This is a genomic window from Shinella sp. NM-101, assembly GCF_021401195.1.
In the GTDB taxonomy this organism is placed as follows: Bacteria; Pseudomonadota; Alphaproteobacteria; order Rhizobiales; family Rhizobiaceae; genus Shinella.
The window spans coordinates 124,445-148,992 of record NZ_JACBFT010000006.1 but is presented as its reverse complement, the minus strand read 5'-3'; the positions used below and the strand labels follow the sequence as shown (position 1 = coordinate 148,992).

Below are 24,548 nucleotides of genomic sequence, written 5' to 3'. Positions count from 1 at the left end.
GCAAAGCCGCGCGTAAGGCGCCTCCCACGACGATGACGGCAGTCGAAGCGACCACGCGGGATGCTTCGCATGGCCTCGCCCCGCAGAGGCGCGCCATTGCCCGACGCCGCCCTCGCCGTATGCGCAACAAGCAGGATTTTGGAAATGAACGACGCAGGGACCCATTTGCGCGGCCTGGCTCGGGACGCTACCGAACTGACGGAGAGCGGCCTGACGCCGCAGATCCTGTGCGGTCCCGATTCGCCGCTTGCAGGCCAGCCGGGCGAACGGCTTTCCCGTGTCTTCGAGGGGCTGGCCGCTGTCCACGCCGCCGCGCCGGCCGTCATGGACAACGGCCGTGTCTGGACCTACCGCGAGATGGATACGGCGGCGAACCGCTTCGCGCATCTCCTCGCCGGGCGCGGCGTCAGGCCCGGCGACCGCGTCGCCCTCCTGCTCGACCGCTCCGCCGAAACCTATATCGCCATCCTCGCCGTGATGAAGGCCGGCGCCGTCTTCGTGCCGCTTGCCCCGGCCTTTCCCGAAGAGCGCATGTCGCTCATCGTCGAGGATGCCGGCGTCAGCCTCGTCGTCACCAACGCCGGCTATGCGCCGCGCGCGGCGGCGCTTTCCGTTCCCCATCTGGTGATCGCGGCCGATTGCCCGCAGGCTGCCGCGCAGCCGGATACCCCGCTCGAGGTCGCCGCCGGCGGGGACGACACCTGCTACATCCTCTACACATCGGGTACGACTGGCCGGCCGAAGGGCGTGGCGGTGCGCCACCAGAGCATCTGCAATTTCGTGCGCATCGCCGCCGAGGCCTACAGCTACCGCCCGGGCGACCGCGTCTACCAAGGCATGACCATCGCCTTCGACTTCTCCACCGAGGAGATCTGGGTGCCCTTCGCCGCCGGGGCGACCATCGTGCCCGCGCCGGGCCGCATGACGCTGGTCGGCGAGGAACTGGCGGATTTCCTCCGCGCCAACGCCATCACCTGCATGGCCTGCTCGCCGACGCTGCTCTCCTCCATCGAAAGCGACGTGCCGAGCCTTCGCGCCATCCTGGTCGGCGGCGAGGCCTGCCCGCACAATCTCGTCACACGCTGGTCGAGGCCCGGCCGCCGGATCCTCAACACTTACGGCCCGACCGAGGCGACCGTGACGGCGACCATGGGTTACCTGACGCCCGAGCGCGCGGTCACCATCGGCGCCCCGCTGCCGACCTATTCCATCGTGATCCTCGATGCGGAGCGTCCGGTTCTGTCGGCACCCGGCGATCTCGGCGAGATCGGCATCGCCGGCATCGGCGTGGCCTCCGGCTATCTCAACCGGCCGGAGCTTACGGCGCAGAAGTTCATCGCCGATTTCATCGGCCTGCCCAACAACCCCTCGCAGCGTATCTACCGCACCGGCGACCTCGGCCGCATAAACGCCGACGGCGAGGTCGAATACCACGGCCGCATCGACACGCAGGTGAAGATCCGCGGCTACCGCATCGAGCTCGGCGAGATCGAGGCCGTCCTGCTCGGCCAGCCCGCCATTGCGCAGGCTGCCGTCACCACCTGGGAAATAGAGCCCGGCCGCGTCGAGCTGGTCGGCTACTACGCGCTGAAGTCCGGCGCGGAGGCGATCGCCCGCGCGGACCTTGCGCGCGAACTGCGCCGCCGCCTGCCCGACTACATGGTGCCCTCCTTCCTGGAGGAACTGCCGGCGCTGCCGATGACCGTCTCCGACAAGGTCGACACGCGCAAGCTGCCGAAGCCGTCCGGCGTGCGGCTCGGCGCCGAGCGCAAGGAGATCCTGCCTTCGACCGACGACGAGCGCTTCCTGACGGAGGCGCTGCGCGACGTGCTGAAGATGGACGACATCTATGTCGAGGACAATTTCTTCGACGACCTCGGCGCCAATTCCCTGCTGATGGCCCGCTTCTGCGCCCGGCTTCGCACGCGCCGGGAATGGGCGACGACGTCGATGCGCGACATCTACCTGCATCCGACGGTGGCGGACCTCGCACGCCACCTGCGGGGACCGGAGGAGGAGGCCGCGGCGGCGGAGGAACCATGCCTCACGCACCGCGCCTCGAACCTTGCCTACTGGACCAGCGGCGCGGCCCAGCTCGCCTTTTACGGCCTCTACAGCTATTTCGGCTTCTGGATGCTGAATTCGGGCCTCAACTGGGTCTATGACATGCTCGACGACCCGGTCCAGCTCTACCTGCGCTGCGCGATCCTGTCGGCCGCCGTCTTCTTCGGCATGTCCGGCTTCGCCGTCGCCATGAAGTGGCTGCTGGTCGGCCGCTGGAAGGCCGAGAGCTTCCCGATCTGGGGCCTTCGTTACTACCGCTTCTGGGTGGTCAAGACGCTGATCCGCACGGCGCCTGTCGTGCTCTTCCGCGGCAGCCCGCTCTACAGCCTTTACCTGCGCCTGCTCGGCGCCCGGCTCGGCCGGAGCACCACCATAGAATGCCGCGCCGTTCCGGTCTGCACCGACCTCATCTCCATCGGCGAGAACGCCATCCTGCGCAAGGAATCGATGGTGCTCGGCTACCGCGCGCAGGCCGGCTATATCCATACCGGCCCCATCGCCATCGGCCGCGACGCCTTCGTCGGTGTCGGCTGCATGATCGACATCGACACCGCGATCGGCGACCGCGCCCAGCTCGGCCACGCTTCCTCGCTCCAGCGCGGGCAGCATATCCCCGACGATGCGCACTGGCACGGCTCGCCCGCCGTTGCGACCACGGCGGACTATTGCAAGGTGCCGGTCGTCACGCTCTCCAAGACGCGGCGCATCCTTTACGAGGCGGTGCAGCTCGTCACGCTTTTCGTCATCGTCACGCCGTTCCCGCTGTGGTTCCACAGCTACTGGCAGGATGTCAGCGACGATTACCAGGAATCCATCGGCATCGTCGCCATCGGCACGACCTTCACGCTGGTCGCGCTCATCGCCGCCCTGCTCTTCGCCGCGCTGGCGCTGCCGCGCCTGTTCAGCCTCGTTTTGAAGCCCGGCCGCACCTACCGGCTCTACGGCTTCCATTTCTGGCTGCAGTCCATCGTGGAGGTGTGCACCAATGCGCGCCTGCTCAACCTGATGTTCGGCGACAGCTCCGCCGTCGTGCATTACATCCGCGCCCTTGGCTGGAACCTCAACAAGGTGGTGCAGACCGGCTCGAACTTCGGCAGCAACCAGCAGCAGGACAACCCGCTGCTCTGCGAAATCGGCACGGGCACGATGGTCTCCGACGGGCTCTACATGATCAACGTGCACAAGTCCGCGTCCGCCTTCCGGCTGGAACACACGAAGGTCGGCGAGCGCAACTATTTCGGCAATAACATCTTCTATCCGCCGGATGGGCGCACCGGAGACAACGTCCTGCTCGGCACCAAGGTCATGGTGCCCATCGACGGGCCGCTGCGCGAGAATGTCGGCCTGCTCGGCTCGCCGCCCTTCGAGATCCCGCGCATGGTCAAGCGCGACAAGGAGCTGATCCAGGGCGTCAGCGAGGAGGACCGCCGCGCGCGCCTGCCGCACAAGAACCGGCACAACCTGGCGACGGCGCTGATGTTCATCGCCGTGCAGTGGACGATGCTCTTCGTCACGCTGGCGATCTGGGACCGGGCGCTGAACTACTATACGGAATGGGCGCAGGCCGCGCTCTTCGCCGCCGTCGTCCTCACCGGGGCCGTCACCATCCCGTTCTATATCCTGATGGAATGGGCGAGCCTTGGCTTCCGCCGCCTCCAGCCGCAGATGACGACCATCTACGACGTCGCCTTCTGGCGGCACGAGCGGCACTGGAAGCTGTCGGATTCGCCCATCGTCCGGCTCTTCGCCGGTACGCCCTTCCGCCCGATGATCCTGCGGGCTCTCGGCGTGAAGGTCGGCAAGCGCGTCTATGACGGTGGCGCGAACCTGACGGAGCGCTCGCTGGTGGAGATCGGCGACGACGCCACGCTCAACGAGGGCTGCGTCATCCAGGCCCATTCGCTGGAGGAAGGCGCCTTCAAGTCGGACCATATCCGCATCGGCAACGGCTGCACGCTCGGCCCCGCCGCCTTCGTGCACTACGGCGTGACGATGGGCGACGGCGCGATCGCCGATGTCGACTGCTTCGTCATGAAGGGCGAGATCCTGGAGCCGAACTCGATCTGGCGCGGCAATCCGGCCAAGCTGCACGGCTTCGTCAAGCCGGTCTCCGCCGAATGAGCAGCAGCGCGGCCGAGACCGCGCTGCTGGCGCAGATGAGCCGGCTGGCCCCGCCGGGGGTCCGGCTCGGCTGCCGCCTTATCCGGCAGGGCGACGAAGCCCTGCTCCTGCCCGAAGAGGCCGCCGTCCTCCCGGCGCGCCGACCGGCGGCCCGGCGCGCGAGCGGCGCCGCCCGTGCGCTTGCACGCGATTTACTGGCCGCGGACGGGATGGGGGCCGTGGGAATTGGACGCTCCCCCGCAGGCGCGCCCCTCTGGCCGGACGGCTTTGCCGGCTCGCTCGCCCATGACGCCGAGATGGCCGTCGCCGCCATCGCTCGCACGGCCGACATTCCATCGCTCGGCATCGATGTGGAGCCGGCCGAGCCGCTGCCGGACGAGATCGCCCCCCTCGTGGTGATGCCAGCGGACGTTCTCGCGGGCGTCGATCCTCGTCTGGCGACGCGGCTTCTCTTCAGCGCGAAGGAGGCCGTCTACAAGGCCGCCTATCCGCTGGACGGGGAGGTGCTCGGCTACGAGGACATCAGCGTCGATCTCGCGCGCGGCGAGGCCCTCGTTGCGAACGGCCGCCGGATGCGGCTGTCCGCCTGCCTCCTCCCCCGTATCGTCGTCCTCGCCGTCGCGACGACTGCTCAGCCTCTCAGCCTATCCTGGGCGTCAGCCGGCGGCGGCCAGCCTGACGCGGTGCTGCGGGGCGATCTCGACCAGTTCGGATGACAGCGGCGCCGTAAAGACATCCGGCGCGATGCTGCCGTCCGTCACGAAGCCGCGGCCCTTGATCAGCGGCGAATCGGGAAGGCTGCCCAATCCCGCAGCAGGGTTCAGGGCGGCATCCGGGTCTGGTATGGCGGCGATCAGGCGGCGGGTATAGGGATGCGTCGGGTTCTCGAAGATCTCCCGCCAGCCGCCCTCCTCCACGATCTGCCCGAAATACATCACCAGCACGCGGTCGCTCATATGCTCGACCACGCTGAGGTCGTGGCTGATCATCAGGTAGGAGAGGCCGAGCTTTTCCTGGAGATCCAGCAGGAGGTTGATGATCTGCGCGCGGATCGACACGTCCAGCGCCGAGACCGGCTCGTCCAGCACGACGATCTCCGGTTCGAGGATGAGCGCGCGGGCGATGCCGATGCGCTGGCGCTGGCCGCCGGAGAATTCATGCGGATAGCGGCGCGCCTGCTCGGGTGTCAGCCCGACATTCTTCATCATGGCCTCGATGCGGCCCTCGATCTCCGAGGATGCCGTGATGCCGTGCAGCTTCAGCGGCGCTGCGAGCGAGGTGCGCACGGACTGGCGCGGATTGAGCGAGGCATAGGGGTCCTGGAACACCATCTGCACCGCCTTCGCGCGCTGCATGCGGCCCGGCGCGCCGGCACCGGCGAGCGGCTGGCCGCGATAGCGGATCGCCCCTTCCGTCGGCTCCTGCAGGCCGAGGATGGAAAGCGCGGTCGTCGACTTGCCGCAGCCGGATTCGCCGACGATGGACAGGCACTCGCCCTTGGCCAGCTCGAAGCTGATGCCGTTGACGGCGTGCAGCAGCCGCTTGCCGCCACCGAAAAGGCCCCCGCCGGAAATCGGGAAGCGCACATGCAGGTCGTCCACCTGAAGGAGCGGGGCGGTCATGGCTGGCTCCCTTCCGCGCCGCGTGGCGCGATGAAGCGGGTCTCCGTCAGCTTCGAGCGGTCGGCGATGATGCCGTCGATATCGACCAGCCGCTGGCGGCCGTGCTGGCTGCGGCTGCCGAGGCGCGGCAGGGCGCCGAGGAGGCCGCGGGTATATTCGTGCCGGGGGGTCTCGAAGAGCGCCCGCGTCTCGTTCTCCTCCACGAGGCATCCCGAATACATGACGCCGACGCGCTGGCAGATGCTGGCGATGACGCCGAGGTCGTGGCTGATGAAGAGCACGGCCGTGCCGCGCTCGGCGCAGAGCTCCTTGATGAGGCGCAGCACCTCGGCCTGGACGGTGACGTCGAGCGCGGTGGTCGGCTCGTCGGCGATCAGGAGGTCCGGATTGCAGGCGAGCGCCATGGCGATCATCACGCGCTGGCGAAGGCCGCCCGACATCTGGTGCGGATAGTTTTTCGCCCGCCGGTCGGGATTGGGCACGCGCACGCTGGCGAGCGCCTCGACCGCCAGCTTCTGCGCCTCGTCCCAGCCCTTGCCCTGATGCAGCACGAACATTTCCGCGATCTGCCGGCCGACGGTGGAGAGCGGGTTCAGCGCCGTCATCGGCTCCTGGAAGATCATGGCGATGCGGTTGCCGCGCAGGCGCCGCATCTCGCGTTTCGAGAGGGCAAGGAGGTCCTGCCCCTTGAACAGGATCTCGCCGCCGGAAACGGCGAGCGGCTTCTTCAGGAGCCCCATGACGGCGAGCGACGTCACCGACTTGCCGGAGCCGGATTCGCCGACGAGCCCGTAGGCCTCGCCCGGCATGATCTGGAAGGAGACGCCCTTGAGGAGCGGATGGGAAACCGAGCGGCCGAGCGCGACGCCGAGCTGCAGGTCCCTGATGTCGAGCAGCGGCTGGGTCATGGCCTGCGCGTCCTCATATGCGGGTCGAGGCTGTCGCGCAGGCCGTCGCCGAGAAGGTTGAAGCCGAGCACCGAAAGGAAGATGGCAAGGCCGGGGAAGAGCGCGACCCAGGGCGCGAGCTGGATGAGCTGGCGCGCATCCGTCAGCATCGAGCCCCAGCTCGGGAACGGCGGCTGGATGCCGAGGCCGAGGAAGGAGAGCGCCGCTTCCGACAGCACCGCCGAGCCCATGCCGAGCGTCGCCATGACGAGGATCGGCCCCATCATGTTGGGCAGGATTTGCGTGAACATGATGCGCAGGTCCCCGTAGCCGAGCGTCTGCGCCGCCTGCACATAGCCCTGCGATTTCAGCGACAGCGTCGAGGAGCGGGCGATGCGGCAGGTCCAGCTCCAGTTGGTGAGGCCGAGCGCGACGAGGAGCGAGGGCAGGCCCGGGCCGAGCACCGCCATCACGGCGAGCGCGAAGATCAGCGAGGGGATGGCGAGCATGACATTGGTGAGGCCGTTGACGAGGTCGTCCCACCAGCCGCCCCAATAGCCGGCGGTCATGCCGAGCGTGACGCCGATGATCGAATTGATCACCTGCGAGACGATGCCGACCGTCAGCGAGATCTGCGCGCCGTAGAGGATGCGGGTATAGACGTCCCGTCCCTGCCCGTCCGTGCCGAACCAGAAGGTGGCATCCGGCGGCAGTTCGGAGTTCATCAGGTCCGCGTCGAGCACCGGATCGAAGGGCGCGATCCACGGCGCGAGGACGCCGGCTAGGATCACCAGCGCCGTCAGCCCCGCGCCGAGCCAGAAGTTGAAGCCGAGACGCATTCTCGTCACTCCTGCTTGATGCGCGGATCGATCGCGGCATAGATCAGATCGACGGCGGTGTTGATGACGAGGAACCAGAGCACGATGACGAGGATCGTACCCTGCACCACGGGAATGTCGCGGATCGCCACGCTGTCGACCAGCAGCGAGCCGATGCCCGGCCAGGCGAAGAGCTTCTCGATGACGACGGCCTGGCCGATCAGCGAGCCGAATTGCAGGCCGACCGTGGTGACGATCAAAACCAGCGCGTTGCGCGCCACATGCCAGCGCACCACCTTCATCTCGCTCATGCCCTTGGAATGGGCGGTGCGGATGAAATCGGCATTGAGCACGTCGAGCACGCCCGCCCGCGTGGTGCGCGCGAGAAGCGCGAGCGGCGTCACGCCGAGCGTGACGGCGGGCAGGATGAGGTTGCGGAACGATCCGTCACCGTAGCCGAAGCTCGGCAGCCAGTTCAGTTGCAGGGCGAAGAGGTACATCAGCAGCAGGCCCAGCCAGAACTGCGGCATGGAAAGCCCCGAGACCGCCCCGACCATCGTCACCGTATCGAGCACCGATCCGGGCCGGAGCGCCGCGAGGAAGCCGAGCGGCACGCCGACGACGAGGGCGAAGGCCATGGCGGCGATCGCCAGTTGCAGCGAGGCCCACATGCGGTCGTTGATGAGGTCGATCACCGGCTGGCGGGTGCGGAAGGACGTGCCGAGGTCGAAACGCGCAAGGTCGGTGACATAGGTCACGAAGCGTTCGACCAGCGGCTTGTTCAGCCCGAATTCCTCGTTGAGGCGGGCGATCATCTGCGGGTCGGCGGCGCGCTTGCCGTCGGCGAAGAGGCTCGCCGCGAAGGTACCGGGCACCACGGAGAAGATGACGAAGATCAGCAGCGCCACCACGACGACCGTGGGGATGACCTGCAGGATGCGGCGCAGGGTGAAGCGTAGCATGAGCGGTTCCGTGTTGGGCGCCCTTGCGGGGCGCGACAATCGATGCGGGGGCGGCGTGAAGACGCCGCCCCCGAACCCCTCAAGGCTTATTTGCGCGAGTCCGGCGCGGTCTCGTCGATCCAGATCTCGTCATAGGGCTGGACCGCCAGTTCCGTCGCGTTCGGAACGAGGCCGTGGATCCACGGCTGATAGGCCATGACGGCCTTGTTGTAGTTGAAGAACCAGACCGGGGCGTCGTCCTGCACGATGTCGTTAGCCTGGCGCAGGAGATCGTTCTGCTTGGCCGGGTCACGCTCCTGCTGGGCCGCGTCGTAGAGCTTGTCGAATTCGGGGCTCGCATAGCTCGTATAGTTGCAGGCCGACTGCGCCGTCCTGGAATGGTAGCAGCGCAGCGCGTTCAGCGGGTCGGGACCGGACAGGTTCGACCAGATGAAGGCCTGGAAGTTGTTCGTCGTCACCGCCTCGCCGAGCGCGGAGCTTTCGACCGGCTTCGGCTTCACGGTGATGCCGACCTTCTTCAGCATCGGAAGGATCGCCTCAACGATCGGCACGCCCCAGCTTTCGTTCGGGCTTGCCGTGACCTCGAACTCGAAACCGTCGGCATAGCCGGCTTCCGCCAGCAGGGCCTTGGCCTTTTCCGGATCGAAGGCATAGGGCGCCTTGTCCTTGTCGAAGGCCGGCGAGGAGATCGGCAGCCAGCCGGAGGCCGGATAGGCCTTGTTCTTGACGAGGCGCTCGATGATCAGCGGCGCGTTGATGGCGTGGTTGATCGCCTGGCGGACGCGCTTGTCCTTGAAGGGCTCGAAGGCCGGGTTGAAGCCGATATTGCGGGTATAGACCTCGGCGACTTCCAGCAGGTGGTCCTTCAGCGCTTCCTCGCCCTGATAGGCCTGGTACTGCGTCGGGCCGAGGATCGAGACGTCGATTTCCTTGTTGCGGAAGGCGACGTCGCGCGCGGCGTCCTCGGCCATCAGCACGATGTTGATGCGGTCGAGATAGGGCTTGCCTTCCTCGTAGTACTTGTCGAACTTCTCGACGACGACCTGCGAGCCCGGCACATGCTCCTTGAAGACGAAGGCGCCGAGGCCGACGGGGTTCTTGCCGAAGGAGGCTTCGTCCTCGACATTCGACGGATAGATGACCGTCGTGTTCTGCATCAGCGGGAAGCCCGGATTGATCGGGCCGGTATAGGTGATCTCCAGCGTGTTGTCGTCGATCTTCCTGAGGCCGGAAATCTCCTCGGCCTTGCCGGCGATATAGTCGTCCGCGCCCTTGATGTTGGCGATGAAGCTTGCGCCCGGGAAGGCATTCTTCGGATTGGCGATGCGCTTGTAGCTGTAGATGATGTCGTCGGCCGTCAGCGGCTTGCCGTTGTGGAAGACGGCGTTCTTGCGCAGGTGATAGGTATGGGTCGTTCCGTCCTCGGAGACCTCTTCGGAATCGGCGAGTTCCAGCACCGGCTTGTTCTGGATGGAGTCCCAGCTATAGAGCGCGCGGTGGATGGCCTGGGTGATGAATTCTTCCTGCGTGTTCGGGCTTGCCTGCACGTCGAGCGTCGCGAAGCTCGAACCATAGGGTGCGGTGAAGACGAGCGTCCCGCCGGAACGTTCGCCCGCAGCCAGCGCCCCGGTAGCCACCCCGAGGCCGAGCATTGCGGCCAATGTCAGTCTTTTCAGCATTTCGTTCTCCCTCTTGTGCCGTTTTCGGCATCGTTTCGTTTCAGTCCGGCAGACCGTCAGCGCGCATCGTGCACGACGCGGCCTGCAAGCAGGGTCAGCAGGCAGCGCGTGCCTGAGAGAATGGTGTCGGTCGGGGCCTCCAGAAGATCGTTGTCGAAGACGGCGATGTCCGCCCACTGGCCGGGCACGAGCCGGCCCTTCACGCCTTCCGCCTTCTGCGAATAGGCGCCGTATTCGGTATAGGCCTGCAGGGCCTCCTCGCGGCCCAGCGTCTCGGAAGCCTCCATCACCGTGCCCTTGCCGGTCTGGCGCGTGATCATGGCGTGGAGGTTCGGGAAGGGATCGGGCGAGCAGACCGGCGAATCCGAGCCGGTCGAGGGCTTGAGGCCGAGGCGCATCCAGGTGCCGATGGGGTAGGACGGAAGGCCGCGCTCCTCACCGAGCACGGCGATGTAGCTGTCGCCGAAATCGTGGATGAAGGCCATCTGCGGCGCCGGCAGGATGCCCGCCGCCTTCATGCGCGCATGCTGCTCAGGTGTGGAGAAGCCGCAATGCTCGATGCGGTGGCGGCGATCCGGGTCGGGATTGCCGGCCAGCGCCTTCTCGTAGGCGGTGATGAGCTGCTCGATCGCCCCGTCGCCGATGGCGTGGCAGACCATCTGGTAGCCGCGGTCGTGATAGTCCTTGACGGCGGCATAAACCACCTCGTCGGACAGCATCTGCACGCCGATATTGTCCGGCTCGCCCTCATAGGGCTTCGTCATCCAGGCCGTGCGCCCGCCGGCCGAACCGTCGAGGAAGACCTTGACGCCGCCGACCCGCAGCATGTCGTCGCCCTTGCCCGAAAGCAGCCCGGCGCGCCAGCAATCCTCGACGATAGAGACGCCGGGATCGCCGAGCAGCGTCAGCCAGACACGCACCGGCAGGCGGCCGGCGAGCTTGGCCATCTCATAGGCCTGGATTTCCGCAAAGCCGGCGACATGGCCGACCGCCGCGTCCATGCAGCTCGTGATGCCGAACGAAAGAAGATGCCTGCCGCCGCGCTCGATGGCATCGATCAGCTCCTCGGTCGTCGCCTCGGGCATTGCCGCCTTGACGAGGTTCTGCGCGTTCTCCGCAAGCAGGCCGTTCAGCCTGCCGCCGGTGAGGCCGATCACGCCGCCGTCCGGCACCGGCGTCGCCTCGGTGATGCCGCCAAGGTCGAGCGCGCGGGAATTGGCAATGGAGACATGGCCGCAGGCCCGCGTCAGCAGGACCGGATGATCCGGCGCGGCACGGTCGAGATCCTCGCGCGTCGGGTGGCGGCCGGTATCCAGCTTGACCTGGTCGTAGCCGCGGCCGCGCACCCAGGCGCCCTTCGGCGTCGTCGCCGCACGCTCGGAAATCCGCGCCATGAGGGCGGCGAGCGTCGGCGCGGCGGCGGGCGTCGCATCCACATGGCCCATGGCGATGCCGGTGGCGATGAGATGCAGGTGGTTGTCGATGAGGCCGGGGCTCGCAAAGCGGCCTTCGAGATCGATGACCTCGGTCGAGGGGCCCTTGAGGCCCAGGATGTCGGCATTGCTGCCGGTTGCGAGAACCTTTCCCTGCCAGACGGCAAGGGCTTCGCTGATGCCCTCCGCGCGGCCGCGCCAGATGCGCCCGTTCACCAGGATAAGATCAGCTTCAATTCCGAATGCCATTCACAATCCCCCTGTCGGCACCGGCAGATCGCGGGAAGGCGACCATACACCAGAAGGCGCTGAAACCCGTCCGCAAGACGGCTCCAGCCGGTACCTATTTCCTCCAGGTGCAAGGTGAGAGGTTAAGCGTGCCTTGGCCAATTCGCTTTTGGCACCACCCCATGCGAAATCAGCATACGTATTTCGATTGAATGACTTATGGTGGATTTCGCGCAGACAGTATCGGAAAGGAAGCCGGCGATGGAGATCAAGTGGCTTGAGGATTTCGTGACGCTTGCCGACACGTCGAGCTTTTCGCGCGCGGCGGAATTGCGCAATGTCACGCAGCCCGCCTTCAGCCGACGCATCAAGCAGCTGGAAGGCTGGCTCGGCGCCACGCTGATCAGCCGCGCCACCATGCCCGCGGAACTGACGCCGGCCGGGCGCAACTTCCTGCCCGTCGCGCAGGAGGCGATCCGCACCTTCTATGCGGCGCGCGAGGCGCTTCGTCCGTCGAACGAGCCGGGCCTCATCCGCTTCGCCGCGCTGCATACGCTGACCGTCACCTTCTTTCCGCGCTGGCTGCAGGCGCTGGAAAGGGAAGGCGGCGCCTTCAGCACCTCGCTCATTCCCGACCGCGGCGGCATCGAGGCCAATCTCGACGCGCTCATCGGCGACGAGGCGGATTTCTTCCTGACCTATGCCCATCCAGAAGTGCCGTTCCACCTCGATCGCGGGCAGTTCGCCTCGCTGACCGTCGCGCGGGACCGGCTGGTCCCGCTCGTGGCGACGGAGATCGTGCTGTCCGGCACGCCGCAGCCGGGGCGCAACATCCTCGACCGGGCCGTCGCGCAGCCGCGACTTGCCGTTCCCTATCTCAGCTACGGCTTCAATTCGTTCTTCGGCGTCGCGCTCTCGCGCCTCATGCTCCGCCGCCCGCCCTTCCGCCGCCGCACGACGCATGAGAACACAATCAGCGCCGGCCTGATGAACATGGCCGTGACGGGGGCCGGCGTGTGCTGGCTGCCGGAAAGCCTTGCGCGCGAGGAAATCGAGGCCGGCCGCCTCGTGCCTGCCTCGGAGGACGAGGGCTGGAACCTCAACCTCGACATCCGCCTCTATCGCCACGCCGCACCGCGCAACCGCAAGGTCGAAGACCTGTGGCGCACGGCGCAGCAGGCGCTGGAACGCGCCTGATCAGACTTTCAGGAAGAGCAGCGCGCGCAGGATCTCGGAAAAATCCCTGTGCTCGAAGGCGACGGCGCGGGGGCCGTGCGCCTTGGCGCCCGGATACCAGCCGGCGCGATAGGCCTCCGTCGGCGTTCCGAACTCGATCACCACCTCGTAGTGGTCGGCCCTTGCCGGAAGCGCCTGCGCGAAATCGCCCGAGAGCGCCGCCGCCACGCCTTCACGGATCAGGCGGCGCGACCAGGCGGGCGAGATCGACGTCGAGGCCTTGCCCCTGCCGTCCAGCGTCTCGACCGCGGCAAGGCCGGGCACCATGGCCCGCGCCTCCGCGCACATGCCGACATCGCCCGAAAGGAAGACGGACGGCACGCCGTAGCCGGCGGCACAAAGCGCATTGAAGGTGAATTCCGAGGCGACCTCGCCGTTGAGCAGCAGCCGCGAGATGCGGAGGTTGGACGTATGGGCGAGCGGATTGACCTCCGTGCCCGCCTTGGAATGGTAGCCGGTATAGAGCGCCGCCGCGAAGGTCTCGTCGATGCCGAACATCATCTCGTCGGGATGGCCGGACCAGCCGCGCACGATGCGCGCATAATCCGGCAGGCGGTCGAGGATGAGGTTGCGGCCGCTGTCATGGGCGTCCTTGATCACCACTTCCGTCGCGCCCGCGGCCCGCGCCCCCTCACAGGCGGCGACCACCTCGGCGGTCATCAGCGCGCGGAACTCGGTCCAATCAGGGTGCGTGCGGTCGGCCTCATTCCAGTGGGCGATGCCGGCGGTGCCTTCGATATCTGCGGAAATGAAGACTTTCATGGCAGCGGATTCTCCTTGAGCCAGTCGGCGAGCGAGGGATAGAGGCGGCCGTTGCGGGCGGGCGTGGCGGGCGCCATGCAGAGCGCGTTCAGCACGGCCTCCTGCACCGTCTCGGCGGCGGCGCGGAAGGCGATGTCGATATGGTCGTCGGCAAGCCGCTCCTGCGTGGAAAAGGCCCTGGCCGGATCGTGCTCCACCGGATCGGCAGTGGTGAAGCAGAGGACGACATCGCCGCTGCCATGCCCCCAGAACGCGCCGAGCCGGGCAAGCCCCGCCCCGCCGCGCCGCGCGACGCGCTGCAACTGGCGATCGCCGAGCGGAAGGTCCGTCGCCATGACGACGATCACCGAGCCGCGCTCGGGATTGGCCGGCGCGCGCGGATCGGGCCGGCGGCCGTCCGGCAGGACGAGATCGCCCGCCGCGCCGAAATTGGCGAGCACCAGCGTGCCGAGCGTGAAATCGCGCTTGCCGATGCGCATCAGCCGCGAGGCCGTGCCGATGCCGGCCTTGAAGCCGAAGGCGGTCATGCCGGAGCCGGCCCCAACCGCACCCTGCTCCACCGGACCGGGCTTCGCCGCATCCAGCGCGGCGTCGGCATCGGCGGGCGTCACCGCCAGCGCCTGGATATCGTTGATGCTGCCGTCGTTGCACTCGCAGACCAGCGCATTGACCGTTGAGGTCTTGCGGCCGATGGCGGGATTGGCGGTGATGGCGCGGCGGATGAGCGCCTCGGTGCAGGCCGCGACGCCGAAGGTGTTGGTGAGCAGGATCGGCGTCTCGATGGTGCCAAGCTCGGCCACCTGCATCAGGCCGGCCGACTTGCCGAAGCCGTTGATGACCTCGACCGCCGCCCGCGGCTTCAGGCGGAACGGGTCGCCGGCATGGGGAACGATGGCCGTGACACCGGTGAAGCACCCATCGCCGCGCAGCGAGCGATGGCCGACGGCAACGCCGGCGACGTCCGTGATGGCATTGCCCGGCCCCGGCGCGAGCCTGCCTTCGGGCATCAAGCCCCATTCCCGTGCCGTCCTCATGCCGCCTCTCCCAATTCCTGTCGTTCCTAGACCGGAACGCCGGCCGCTTCCAGATAGAGGGCCTGGAGTTTTCGCGTCATCGGGCCGGGCCTGCCATCGCCGACCGTACGCTCGCCGATGCGCACGACGGGCATGACGAGGCTGGAGGCGGAGGTCTGGAACGCCTCGGCGGCGCCCTGCGCCTCTTCCGGCGAAAAGGCGCGCTCCTCGATGGTGAGCCCCTCGGCGGCGCAGAGCCGGGCAAGGGCGCGCTGCGTGCAGCCGGGCAGCGTCGCCTGCGAGGCGGCGCGGGTGAGGATGCGCCCGTCGGCGGTGATGACATGGGCCGTCGCGGAGGCGCCTTCCGTCACCAGCCCGCCCTCCACCAGCCAGACGTCGTCGAAGCCCCGGGCGCGCGCCGCCTGCTTGGCCATGACCTGGCCGAGCAGCATGGCGGTCTTGATGTCCCGCCGCCGCCAGCGCGGGTCCTCCGCCAGATCGATGGAAATGCCCTCCCGCTGGCCCTTGGTGCCGGTCAGCACCTTTGCCTGCGTGAAGCCGACGAGCCGCGGCGCGAGCGCGTCCGAGTAGAGGAAGTCGCGGTCCGCCTCGCCGCGCGAGACATGCAGGTAGATCGTGCCGTCCCGCAGGCCATTGCGGGCCATCAACTCCGCCTGCACCGCCGCGATCTCCTCCAGCGGCAGCGGCAGCGGAATGGCGAGCTCCCCCACCGAGCGTTCCAGGCGGGCAAGGTGCAGGTCGTTGTCGATCATCCGGCCGTCGATGACGGCCGTCACCTCGTAGATGGCATCGCCGAACAGGAAACCGCGATCGAAAAGCCCGATGCGGGCCTCCTCCTCCGGCACGAATTGACCGTGGACGTAAACGATCCTGCCCATCTTTTCCTCTTGCTGCGCCGGTTATCCCTGGCCGGACCATAGGAACGACCCGGCGCGGCTGACCAATTCAATTTGGGCAGGACCTTATGCAAAATCTGCCTGGGTCTTTATCTTTCAAAGGCTTGGCATGCTTTTTCAAAGCCGGCGCCTGGCGCTGTCCGACAGCCGGGCGTGAACAGCGCATTGAAATCGGCTGATGACGAGCCGGTTTATGCCGGTTCGGCAAGATTTCTTCATAAAACTTCCGAAGCGGGACATTTCCGCCAATGATTCCCTGTCATGGCTGAAATATTCTTGACATAATTCCGTTTCGGAAATTTACTCTCCCCATTCAGGCCGATATGGAACCGGAAATGAGCCAGCGCTACATCGTCGACGATCTGGACCGCGAGATCATCCGCTATCTCTCCGAGGACGGCCGTCTTTCGGCCGCCGAAATCGCCGGCCGGATCGGCAGCGTCTCCGAGCGCACGATCCGCAACCGCATCGCCGGCCTCCTTCAGGCCAAGATGATCGTGATCGGCGCCATTCCCGATCCCGTGGCGCTCGGGCGCGACGTGCAGGTCGAGCTGTTGATCGAGGTCGAGGCGGGCAAGCTGGAGGAGGTCGCCATCCAGCTCGGCGAATACGAGGAGATCGGCTACCTTGCCGCCACCAGCGGCACGGCCAATCTCAGCGCCTCGCTCTTCGTCGCCGACCATGCGGCGCTTCTCGAATTCATCGACCAGGAGCTGGGCAAGCTGCCCGGCGTCAAGCGCGTGACGAGCTCGGTCGTCCTGCGGCTCTACAAGGTATTCGGCACGAGGACGACCGCGATCAGCCGCGGCTCGGACCTCGGCGGCAAGAAGAAAGGATAACCCATGCTGCGCATTGGGGTTGATGTGGGCGGAACCAACACGGATGCAGCGCTGCTGCGCGGCACCGAGGTTCTGGCGACGGTGAAGTCCTCGACCACGGCGGACGTGACCTCGGGCGTGAGCGCGGCCATCCGCACGGTGCTCGCCGAGGCGGGCGTCGCCGCCGGCTCGGTCGATGCCGTCATGATCGGCACCACGCACTTCCTCAATGCCGTCGTCGAAGGCCGGCATCTGGAAAAGGTCGGCGTGCTGCGCGTTTGCGGCGCCTCCACCCGTTCCCTGCCGCCGATGATCGACTGGCCGGACACGCTCCGCCCCGTCGTCGACGGCGGCGCGGCGCTGGTCGGCGGCGGCGTCAACTATGACGGCTCGGAGATTGCCCCGCTCGACGGTCCGGCGATCCGCGAGGCCTGCCGCGACTGGCGCGCGCGCGGCATCGCCGCCGTCGCCATCTGCTCCGTCTTCGCGCTGGTCGATCCGCGCATGGAGAACGAGGCGGCCGAAATCGTCGCCGCGGAAATGCCGGACGCGGCGATCAGCCTGTCGCACCGCGTCGGCCGCACGGGCCTGCTGCCGCGCGAGAGCGCCACCATCCTCAATGCCAGCCTCCACACGCTCGGCCGCGAGACGGTCGGCGCCTTCCGCGCGGCGTTTTCCGCGCTCGGCCTTAACTGCCCGCTCTACCTCACGCAGAACGACGGCACGCTGATGACGGCGGACTTCGCCGAGCGTTATCCGGTCTTCACCATCGCCTCCGGCCCGACCAACTCCATGCGGGGCGCGGCCTTCCTCACCGGGCTTTCCGACGCCGCGGTCATCGACATCGGCGGTACCACCACCGATATCGGCATGCTGGTCGCCGGCTTCCCGCGCACCCGCAGCGAAGGCGCGATGATCGGCGGCGTGCCGACGAATTTCCGCGTGCCCGACGTCTATTCCTTCGGCCTCGGCGGCGGCAGCATCGTGCGGCCCGGCGACGCGCCGACGGTCGGCCCGGACTCGGTCGGTTTCCGGCTGCCGGAAAAGGCGCTCTGCTTCGGCGGCGATACCCTGACGGCGACCGACATCGCGGTGGCCGCCGGCCTCGTCGATCTCGGCGAGCGCGACCGCCTGTCCCAAATCACGCCCGATTTCGCCCGCCGGATGCTGGCGCAGATGAAGGCCAGCATCGAGACGGTGCTCGACCGCATGAAGCCGAGCGCAGAGCCGATCCCGGCCATCCTCGTCGGCGGCGGCTCGGTGCTCGTCGACGGGCTGCTGGAAGGCACCTCCGTCTCGCTGAAGCCGGATCATTTCGGCTCGGCCAATGCCATCGGCGCGGCCATCGCGCAGGTCTCCGGCGAGGTCGACAGCGTGGTCTCGCTGGAAGGCACGACGCGCGAGAAGGCGCTCGAAAGCGTGGTGGCAGAGGCGCGCGCGCGCGCGGTCGAGGCGGGCGCGGCGGCCGAGACGGTGACGCTCGCCGAAATCGAGGAGACGCCGCTGGCCTACCTGCCCGGCAATGCCGTGCGCATCGCGGCGAAAGTCATTGGAGAACTCAGGGCATGAAGTACTGGACGCTCACCGAGGCGGATATCGACCGGATCGCGGTCGGCTGCGGCATTCTCGGCACCGGCGGCGGCGGCAGCACCTATCACGGCTCGCTGCGCGCCAAGGCGCTGCTGCGCGAGGGCAAGCGCATCCGCATGGTGCGCCCGGCCGACATGGCCCCGGACGCGCAGATCATCGGGATCGGCGGCATCGGCGCGCCGACCGTCGGCATCGAAAAGATCGCGGAGGGCGCCGAGGGCGTGCGCCTGATGCACGCGCTGGAGCATCACCTCGGCCGCAAGGTCGACGCGCTGCTCGGCGACGAGGTCGGCGGCGGCAACGGCATCGCGCCGATGCTGACGGCCGCCATGGTCGACCTGCCGGTGGTGGACGCCGACGGCATGGGCCGCGCCTTCCCCGAAGTGCAGATGACGACCTTCTTCATCCACGGCCAGCCGGTGCAGCCGGCGGCGCTTGCCGATGCGGATGGTAACGTGCTGATCGTCACCGAGGCGACCACGCCGAAGATGCTGGAAAAGCTTTTGCGCGCCAGCACCATCGCCATGGGCTGCACGGCGCTGATGACGACCGCGCCGATGTCCGGCGACTTCGTGCGCCGCTTCGGCGTGCCGCACACGACGAGCCAGGCCTGGAGCCTCGGCAATGCGGTGCTGGACGCCCGCGCCGCCAAGGAGGATCCGGTCGAGGCGATCCTCAGGCAATCCGGCGGCATACGCCTGATGCGCGGCAAGGTCACCGACATCGCCCGCCGCGTCAGCGCCGGCTTCAACCGCGGCACGCTGACCGTCGCGGGGCTCGACGAGGATGCGGGACGCTCGATCGCCATCGAGATCCAGAACGAATATCTCATCGCGCGCGAGGGCGAGGCGATCATCACCATGGTGCCGGACCTGATCTGCATCGTGGATTCGGAGACCGGCCGCGCCATTGGCACGGAAGAGCTGCGCTACGGCCTGCGCATCGACGTTCTCTCCATGCCCGCGCCGGTGCTGCTGCGCAGCGAGATCGCGCTCGAATCCGTCGGCCCGCGGGCCTTCGGCTATGATTTCGACTTCGTGCCCGTCGGCATATCCGCCGATGCGCCCGCCGTCCCGCAATACGAAGAAGACGCCTGACCGTCCGCCCACCAACCTCCATGGGAGACCGACATGAACCGCCGTAATTTCCTGAAGACGACCGCTCTCGCCGCTCTTGCCGCCGCGGGCACCCGCTGGAACCTTGCCATGGCGCAGGGCACGGGCAGCATCTTTACCCTCGCCTGCCCGACCAGCTTCCCGGACCTCGACCCCGCGACCTCGTTCTCCAACGACGGCGCGGTGCTCGCCAATGTCTATGAGGGCCTTGCCCGCTACATCCCGGCGACCGATACGACTGAGGCGAAGATCGAGCCGCTGCTCGCCACCGGCTGGGAGGTCAGCGAAGACGGCCTCGCCTGGACCTTCACCCTGCGCGACGGCGTGAAGTTCCACGACGGCAGCCCGCTCACCTCGGAGGCCGTCAAGGGCTCCATCGAGCGCACGAAGAAGATCGGCGGCGGTGCCTCCTTCATCTGGGGGCCGGTGACATCAATCGAAACGCCGGAGCCGCTGAAGGTCGTCTTCAAGCTTTCCGAGCCGCAGCCGCTCGACCTCATCGCCTCGGCCGGCTTTGCCGCCTGGATCCATGCGCCGTCGTCACTCGACAAGGACAATGCCTGGTTCAACGCCGGCAACGATGCCGGCACCGGCCCGTTCAGGATCTCGCGCTACGAGCCCGGCCAGCGCGCGGTGCTGGAGCGCGTGGAAGGCTATTGGGGCGAGGTGCCCGAGGGCGCCTTCCAGACGGTCGCCTTCGAGATCGTCGAGGATGCGACGCTCGCCCAGAACATGATCGAGAGCGGCCAGGCCGACTGGACCTACAGCCTGCCCTACGAGAACCTGGAAGCGCTGAAGTCCAACCCGGACCTCAACGTCGTCGTCAACCCGTCCTTCGAGACGCTGTTCGGCCTCTACAACGTCAAGCGCGCGCCGCTCGACAAGGTGAAGGTGCGCCAGGCCCTGTCGCTGGCCTTCCCCTATGACGACGTGATCGCCGCCGGCACCAGCGGCTTCGGCACGCGCGCCAAGGGCGTCGTTCCGGCCGGCATCTGGGGCCACGACGCGGAAGCGCCGGTTCCGAAGACCGACCTCGAAGCCGCCAAGGCGCTGCTGGCCGAGGAAGGCATCGAGCCGGGCCTCGAACTCACAATGACCTATTCCACCTCGCAGGCGCTCGAAGCCGTCGCCGGCGAGCTCTGGAAGGCCAATCTGGAAACCCTCGGCATCACGCTGACGCTGCAGCCGATGGCCTGGGAGGCCCAGTGGCAGCTCGGCAAGTCGAACCCGGAAGCCGCGCAGGACATCTTCGTCATGTTCTGGTGGCCGACCTTCGTCACGCCCTACGACTTCCTCTTCAACCTGTTCCACAGCGAGGAGAAGCCCAACTTTAACCTCGGCTACTATTCGAACGCCGATGTGGATGCCAAGATCGACGAGGCGGCAAAGCTCTCCGGCACCGACCGCGCCCGCGCGGAAGCCCTGTTCATCGAGGCGCAGCGCAAGATCATCGAGGACGCCGCGGCCGTGTTCATGCTGGACCAGCCCAATGTCCACGTCATCCGCGCGGACGTGAAGGGCTATGTCGACAACCCGGCCTACGGGCATGTCAACTTCGTCAACGAACTGAGCCGGTAAGGCCTACGGCGGTCCGATGGAACTTCTCCGCTACATCCTGCGCCGCATGATCCTCTCCGCCTTCGTGGTGGTGGGAGTGACCTTTCTGGTCTTCATCGTGGCGCAGGTGGTTCCCTCGGACCCCGCAGCGCTCTATGCCGGCCCGCGCCCGACGGCCGAGCAGATCGAGAAGGCGCGTCAGGAACTCAATCTCGACGCGCCGCTCCCGGCGCGCTTCGCGACCTTCGCCTCGGCCATGGCCTCCGGCGATTTCGGCGTCTCCTACAAGTCGCGCCGGCTGATCGCGGAGGACCTTCGGGCCTATCTTCCAGCGACGCTGGAGCTTGCGGTCTTCTCCACCGGCCTTGCGCTACTGATCGGCATTCCGCTCGGGGTCGCCGCCGCCGCGCGGCAGGGCCGGTGGCCTGACCGGCTCGGCAGCCTCGGATCCATCGCGGCCGTCGCCATGCCGACCTTCTTCCTGGCGATGCTGCTGCAGCTCGTCTTCGCGCAATGGCTCGGCATCCTGCCGCTTTCCGGGCGCCTGTCGCGCGAGATCGCCATTTCCGCGCCGTTGCAGATGGTGACCGGCTTCAACCTCATCGATGCGATCATCGCCGGGCGCGCCGACGTCTTCGGCAATGCGCTGGCCCACCTCATCCTGCCGGCCCTGACGCTCGCCTCCTATCCCGCCGGCGTCGCCATGCGGCTGACGCGCTCGGCGATGATCGAGATCCTGGAGCGCCGCCATGTGGTCGCCGCCCGCGCGCTCGGCCTTTCCGAGCCGCGCATCCTCTTCGGCCACGCGCTGCCGAACGCCATGGGGCCGGCGCTGACCGTGATCGGCCTGTCCTTCGCCTATGCGCTGACCGGGGCGGTGCTGGTCGAGATCATCTTCGCCTGGCCGGGCCTCGGCCGCTATGTCTCCGAGGCGATCCTCGCCAAGGACTTCCCGGTCATCGCCGCCGTCACCATGGTGGTGACGATCTGCTATGTCGTGATGAACCTCATCATCGACATTGCCCAGGCCCTGGTCGACCCGCGGGTGGCGCTCTCATGACACGTCTCGTTCAACGCCTCGGCTGGCCCGGCACCATCGCCCTTGCAATCGTCGTCCTCTTCGTCGCCGCCGCGATCCTCGCGCCGTGGATCGCGCCCTATCCGGCGCAGGGCGCCGGCGCACCGAACGTCATCGCCAAGCTCCGGCCGCCCTCGGCGGAGTATTGGCTCGGCACCGACCATCTCGGCCGCGACATCCTCAGCCGCATCATCTACGGAACCCGCGTCTCGCTGACCAATGGCGTGCTGATCGTCGCCTTCTCGCTGCTCATCGGCCTGCCGGTCGGCCTTGCCGCCGGCTATTTCGGCGGCTGGGTCGACGAGGCGCTGATGCGCGGCACGGACGTCTTCCTCGCTTTCCCCGCCCTGCTCCTCGCCGTGCTGATGGCGGCGGCGCTCGGGCCGGGCTTCCTCAACAGCATCGTCGCCGTCGCCGTGACCTGGTGGCCCTGGTATGCCCGCCTTGCCCGCGCGGAAGTGCTGGTGCTGCGCGGCCAGCCCTATGTCGAGGCCGCGCGCCTTGCCGGCGTCTCGCATCCGCGCATCATCATAAGGCACATCCTGCCCGCCACGGGCCGGCCGCTGACCGTCCAGGCGGCGCTCGACGTCGGCCCGGCGCTCCTGACGGCCGCCGCCCTCTCCTTCCTCGGCCTCGGCGTCCTGCCGCCGACCGCCGACTGGGGCCAGATGGTCGATGCCGGCCGCAAGTTCTTCCCGGCGCGCTGGTGGTATTCGGCCATGCCCGGCATGACGATCTTCATCGTGGCGCTCGCCTTCAGCGTGCTCGGCGATGCGCTGCGCGAGCGCAAGGGAGGTGCCGTCCGTGCCTCTGCTTGATGTCCGCGACCTCTCGGTCAGCATCCCGACGCCGGACGGCGATGTCCATGCCGTGCGCTCCGTCAGCCTTGAGATCGAGCGCGGCGAGATCCATGGCGTGATCGGCGAATCCGGCTGCGGCAAGACCATGACCGGCATGGCGGCGCTCGGCCTCGTGCCGAAGGGCGCGCGCATTACCGCCGAGCGCTTCCATTTCGACGGCGAGGACCTCGGCGAAAACGCGGCGCGCCTGCGCGGCCGGCGCATCGGCCTCATCTCGCAGGACCCGGCGGCCGCGCTCAATCCGGTGCTCTCCATCGCCCGCCAGCTCGACGACGTCATCCGCGCCCATCGCGACATGTCCCGGCAGGCCCGCCGCGCGGAAGCCCTATCGCTTCTCGCCGCGACCGGCCTTCCCGACCCTGAAAGGGTGCTGAAGAGTTATCCGCACCAGCTCTCCGGCGGCATGCAGCAGCGCGTCGTCATCGCGCAGGCGCTCGCCACCGGCGCGGACTTCCTGATCGCCGACGAGCCGACGACGGCGCTCGACGTCTCGGTCGGCGCGCAGGTGCTGGCGCTCCTGCGCAAGCTCGTCGCCGAGCGGGGCCTGACCGTATTGATGATCACCCACGACATGGACGTGATCGCGGAAGCCTGCGACCGGGCGACCGTGCTCTATGCCGGCCGCTCCGTCGAGACCGGGCCGGTCGCCGCCGTGCTGCAAAGCCCCGGCCATCCCTATACCCGCGCGCTTCTCGCCGCCCTTCCCGATGCCGCCCCGCATGGCGCGCGCCTTGCCGCCATCGAGGGCTCCATCCCGCCGCCGCGCTCGGCCATCACCGGCTGCGCCTTCGCGCCGCGCTGTCCGCAGGCCATGGCCGTCTGCAGCGCCGAGCCGCCGCCCGAGCGCCGCCGCGATGCCCATCGCTGGCTGTGCCACCTGCCGGAGGACGCCGCATGACCCCGGCCCCGATGCTCGACGTCGACACGCTCGTCATCCGATACCGCGCCGGCCTTTTCGCCGCGCGGCCGAAGCCTGCCGTCAACGGCGCGAGCTTCCGCCTCGAAAGGGGCGAGACGCTCGGCATCGTCGGGGAAAGCGGCTCGGGCAAGACGAGCCTGCTGCGCGCCATCCTCCGGCTGCTGCCGGTCGAGAGCGGCGCGATCCGGCTCGACGGGCAGGACTGGCTGGCGCTGAAGGGCGACGCGCTTCGAAAGGCGCGCCAGAAGATCGGCGTCGTCTCGCAGAACCCCTTCCTGTCGCTGAGCCCGCGGCTCACCATCGAGGAGATCCTCGCCGAACCCATGCTGGCGGCCGGCCGGTGGCAGGGCGCCGCCATGCGCGAGAAGATCGCAAGCCTCCTCTCCGACTGCGGCCTTCCGGCCGACTTCCTCGCCCGGCGCGCCCGCGAGCTTTCGGGCGGGCAGGCGCAGCGCGTCGCCATCGCCCGTGCGCTGGCGCTGGAACCCGGCCTCCTCATCCTCGACGAGCCGACCTCGGCGCTCGACGTCTCCGTGCAGGCGCAGATCCTCAACCTGCTCTCGGACCTCAAGGAAAGCCGCGGCCTTTCCATGCTCTTCGTCACGCACAACCTGAAGGTCGTCGCGCATATTTCCGATACGCTCCTCGTCATGCGGCGCGGCGACGTCGTCGAATTCGGCCGGACCGAGGACGTGATCGGCGCGCCGGCCGAGGCCTATACCCGCGAATTGCTCTCCTTCGGCCGCAAGGCCGCAACAGTCTAGACGGCTCCTTTCCGCGGCAGCCCGTGGCTTCGCGCGAAAAGGGGCAGGACGGCGCCCCACGCATTCGAGGCTCGCCTCACGGGAGGTCATGGCGTTATAAGGAGA

20 protein-coding genes are annotated in these 24,548 nt (G+C 67.8%); 11 read left to right on the top strand and 9 right to left on the bottom strand.

Annotated features, from left to right (window positions below; genetic code table 11):
• The first annotated feature begins 144 nt into the window (after positions 1-144).
• The gene (locus L0976_RS13710) at positions 145-4,185 is read left to right on the top strand and encodes a Pls/PosA family non-ribosomal peptide synthetase (protein ID WP_234187907.1); all 4,041 of its coding nucleotides are present in this window, start codon (positions 145-147) and stop codon (positions 4,183-4,185) included.
• On the top strand, positions 4,182-4,901 hold the full coding sequence (locus L0976_RS13705) for a 4'-phosphopantetheinyl transferase (protein WP_370643663.1): 720 nt from the start codon (positions 4,182-4,184) through the stop codon (positions 4,899-4,901). Before L0976_RS13710 ends, L0976_RS13705 begins: the two co-directional genes overlap by 4 nt.
• Here L0976_RS13705 and L0976_RS13700 read toward each other — a convergent pair.
• From L0976_RS13700 to L0976_RS13675, 6 genes are all read right to left on the bottom strand, one after another.
• Entirely contained in the window at positions 4,842-5,807 is a 966-nt protein-coding gene (locus L0976_RS13700; RefSeq protein ID WP_234187906.1) for an ABC transporter ATP-binding protein, read from the bottom strand. The two genes, L0976_RS13705 and L0976_RS13700, sit on opposite strands and share 60 nt — an antisense overlap.
• Positions 5,804-6,715 carry an ABC transporter ATP-binding protein gene (locus L0976_RS13695; protein ID WP_234187905.1) on the bottom strand — a complete coding sequence of 304 codons (912 nt, stop codon included), beginning with the start codon at positions 6,713-6,715 and terminating at the stop codon, positions 5,804-5,806. Before L0976_RS13695 ends, L0976_RS13700 begins: the two co-directional genes overlap by 4 nt.
• Complete coding sequence (locus L0976_RS13690) at positions 6,712-7,533, bottom strand: ABC transporter permease (protein WP_203315543.1); 822 nt, start codon at positions 7,531-7,533, stop codon at positions 6,712-6,714. Before L0976_RS13690 ends, L0976_RS13695 begins: the two co-directional genes overlap by 4 nt.
• Positions 7,534-7,538: 5 nt before the next feature.
• Positions 7,539-8,474 carry an ABC transporter permease gene (locus tag L0976_RS13685; RefSeq protein WP_234187904.1) on the bottom strand — a complete coding sequence of 312 codons (936 nt, stop codon included), beginning with the start codon at positions 8,472-8,474 and terminating at the stop codon, positions 7,539-7,541.
• An 86-nt stretch (positions 8,475-8,560) separates the two neighbouring features.
• Positions 8,561-10,153: an ABC transporter substrate-binding protein gene (locus L0976_RS13680; RefSeq protein WP_234187903.1), complete on the bottom strand. Its 1,593-nt coding sequence runs from the start codon at positions 10,151-10,153 to the stop codon at positions 8,561-8,563.
• A gap of 56 nt (positions 10,154-10,209) precedes the next feature.
• The gene (locus tag L0976_RS13675) at positions 10,210-11,835 is read right to left on the bottom strand and encodes an amidohydrolase (protein WP_234187902.1); all 1,626 of its coding nucleotides are present in this window, start codon (positions 11,833-11,835) and stop codon (positions 10,210-10,212) included.
• Between the two features lie 240 nt (positions 11,836-12,075).
• Between L0976_RS13675 and L0976_RS13670 the strand changes: the two genes are divergently transcribed.
• Positions 12,076-13,011: a LysR family transcriptional regulator gene (locus L0976_RS13670; RefSeq protein WP_234187901.1), complete on the top strand. Its 936-nt coding sequence runs from the start codon at positions 12,076-12,078 to the stop codon at positions 13,009-13,011.
• On the opposite strand, the gene L0976_RS13665 is transcribed toward L0976_RS13670, so the two are convergent.
• From L0976_RS13665 to L0976_RS13655, 3 genes are read right to left on the bottom strand one after another with little or no spacing between them, the layout of a single operon-like run.
• Positions 13,012-13,812, bottom strand: coding sequence for a M55 family metallopeptidase (locus L0976_RS13665; RefSeq protein WP_234187900.1), 801 nt, complete (start codon positions 13,810-13,812; stop codon positions 13,012-13,014). It lies immediately after the preceding gene.
• On the bottom strand, positions 13,809-14,846 hold the full coding sequence (locus L0976_RS13660) for a P1 family peptidase (protein WP_234187899.1): 1,038 nt from the start codon (positions 14,844-14,846) through the stop codon (positions 13,809-13,811). The genes L0976_RS13665 and L0976_RS13660 overlap by 4 nt, the downstream gene beginning before the upstream one ends.
• A gap of 26 nt (positions 14,847-14,872) precedes the next feature.
• A complete protein-coding gene (locus L0976_RS13655; RefSeq protein WP_234187898.1) occupies positions 14,873-15,724 on the bottom strand; it encodes a D-amino-acid transaminase in 852 nt (283 codons plus the stop codon).
• 353 nt (positions 15,725-16,077) lie between these two features.
• Between L0976_RS13655 and L0976_RS13650 the strand changes: the two genes are divergently transcribed.
• The 8 genes from L0976_RS13650 to L0976_RS13615 are packed head-to-tail and all read left to right on the top strand — an operon-like array spanning position 16,078 to position 24,443.
• A complete protein-coding gene (locus L0976_RS13650) occupies positions 16,078-16,581 on the top strand; it encodes an Lrp/AsnC family transcriptional regulator (RefSeq protein ID WP_234187897.1) in 504 nt (167 codons plus the stop codon).
• A gap of 3 nt (positions 16,582-16,584) precedes the next feature.
• A complete protein-coding gene (locus L0976_RS13645) occupies positions 16,585-18,129 on the top strand; it encodes a hydantoinase/oxoprolinase family protein (protein ID WP_234187896.1) in 1,545 nt (514 codons plus the stop codon).
• The gene (locus L0976_RS13640; RefSeq protein ID WP_234187895.1) at positions 18,126-19,247 is read left to right on the top strand and encodes a DUF917 domain-containing protein; all 1,122 of its coding nucleotides are present in this window, start codon (positions 18,126-18,128) and stop codon (positions 19,245-19,247) included. Before L0976_RS13645 ends, L0976_RS13640 begins: the two co-directional genes overlap by 4 nt.
• Positions 19,248-19,280: 33 nt before the next feature.
• The gene (locus L0976_RS13635; RefSeq protein WP_234187894.1) at positions 19,281-20,843 is read left to right on the top strand and encodes an ABC transporter substrate-binding protein; all 1,563 of its coding nucleotides are present in this window, start codon (positions 19,281-19,283) and stop codon (positions 20,841-20,843) included.
• A 16-nt stretch (positions 20,844-20,859) separates the two neighbouring features.
• A complete protein-coding gene (locus L0976_RS13630) occupies positions 20,860-21,882 on the top strand; it encodes an ABC transporter permease (RefSeq protein WP_203315532.1) in 1,023 nt (340 codons plus the stop codon).
• Positions 21,879-22,718, top strand: coding sequence for an ABC transporter permease (locus L0976_RS13625; RefSeq protein ID WP_234187893.1), 840 nt, complete (start codon positions 21,879-21,881; stop codon positions 22,716-22,718). Before L0976_RS13630 ends, L0976_RS13625 begins: the two co-directional genes overlap by 4 nt.
• Positions 22,705-23,658: an ABC transporter ATP-binding protein gene (locus L0976_RS13620; RefSeq protein WP_234187892.1), complete on the top strand. Its 954-nt coding sequence runs from the start codon at positions 22,705-22,707 to the stop codon at positions 23,656-23,658. Before L0976_RS13625 ends, L0976_RS13620 begins: the two co-directional genes overlap by 14 nt.
• Positions 23,655-24,443, top strand: a complete 789-nt coding sequence (locus L0976_RS13615) for an ABC transporter ATP-binding protein (protein WP_234187891.1) — start codon at positions 23,655-23,657, stop codon at positions 24,441-24,443. Before L0976_RS13620 ends, L0976_RS13615 begins: the two co-directional genes overlap by 4 nt.
• Positions 24,444-24,548 lie beyond the last annotated feature (105 nt).

Coding starts and splice junctions, on each gene's coding strand:
- L0976_RS13710 (WP_234187907.1), top strand. CDS start 145: ATGAACGACGCAGGGACCCATTTGCGCGGCCTGGCTCGGGACGCTACC.
- L0976_RS13705 (WP_370643663.1), top strand. CDS start 4,182: ATGAGCAGCAGCGCGGCCGAGACCGCGCTGCTGGCGCAGATGAGCCGG.
- L0976_RS13700 (WP_234187906.1), bottom strand. CDS start 5,807: ATGACCGCCCCGCTCCTTCAGGTGGACGACCTGCATGTGCGCTTCCCG.
- L0976_RS13695 (WP_234187905.1), bottom strand. CDS start 6,715: ATGACCCAGCCGCTGCTCGACATCAGGGACCTGCAGCTCGGCGTCGCG.
- L0976_RS13690 (WP_203315543.1), bottom strand. CDS start 7,533: ATGCGTCTCGGCTTCAACTTCTGGCTCGGCGCGGGGCTGACGGCGCTG.
- L0976_RS13685 (WP_234187904.1), bottom strand. CDS start 8,474: ATGCTACGCTTCACCCTGCGCCGCATCCTGCAGGTCATCCCCACGGTC.
- L0976_RS13680 (WP_234187903.1), bottom strand. CDS start 10,153: ATGCTGAAAAGACTGACATTGGCCGCAATGCTCGGCCTCGGGGTGGCT.
- L0976_RS13675 (WP_234187902.1), bottom strand. CDS start 11,835: ATGGCATTCGGAATTGAAGCTGATCTTATCCTGGTGAACGGGCGCATC.
- L0976_RS13670 (WP_234187901.1), top strand. CDS start 12,076: ATGGAGATCAAGTGGCTTGAGGATTTCGTGACGCTTGCCGACACGTCG.
- L0976_RS13665 (WP_234187900.1), bottom strand. CDS start 13,812: ATGAAAGTCTTCATTTCCGCAGATATCGAAGGCACCGCCGGCATCGCC.
- L0976_RS13660 (WP_234187899.1), bottom strand. CDS start 14,846: ATGAGGACGGCACGGGAATGGGGCTTGATGCCCGAAGGCAGGCTCGCG.
- L0976_RS13655 (WP_234187898.1), bottom strand. CDS start 15,724: ATGGGCAGGATCGTTTACGTCCACGGTCAATTCGTGCCGGAGGAGGAG.
- L0976_RS13650 (WP_234187897.1), top strand. CDS start 16,078: ATGAGCCAGCGCTACATCGTCGACGATCTGGACCGCGAGATCATCCGC.
- L0976_RS13645 (WP_234187896.1), top strand. CDS start 16,585: ATGCTGCGCATTGGGGTTGATGTGGGCGGAACCAACACGGATGCAGCG.
- L0976_RS13640 (WP_234187895.1), top strand. CDS start 18,126: ATGAAGTACTGGACGCTCACCGAGGCGGATATCGACCGGATCGCGGTC.
- L0976_RS13635 (WP_234187894.1), top strand. CDS start 19,281: ATGAACCGCCGTAATTTCCTGAAGACGACCGCTCTCGCCGCTCTTGCC.
- L0976_RS13630 (WP_203315532.1), top strand. CDS start 20,860: ATGGAACTTCTCCGCTACATCCTGCGCCGCATGATCCTCTCCGCCTTC.
- L0976_RS13625 (WP_234187893.1), top strand. CDS start 21,879: ATGACACGTCTCGTTCAACGCCTCGGCTGGCCCGGCACCATCGCCCTT.
- L0976_RS13615 (WP_234187891.1), top strand. CDS start 23,655: ATGACCCCGGCCCCGATGCTCGACGTCGACACGCTCGTCATCCGATAC.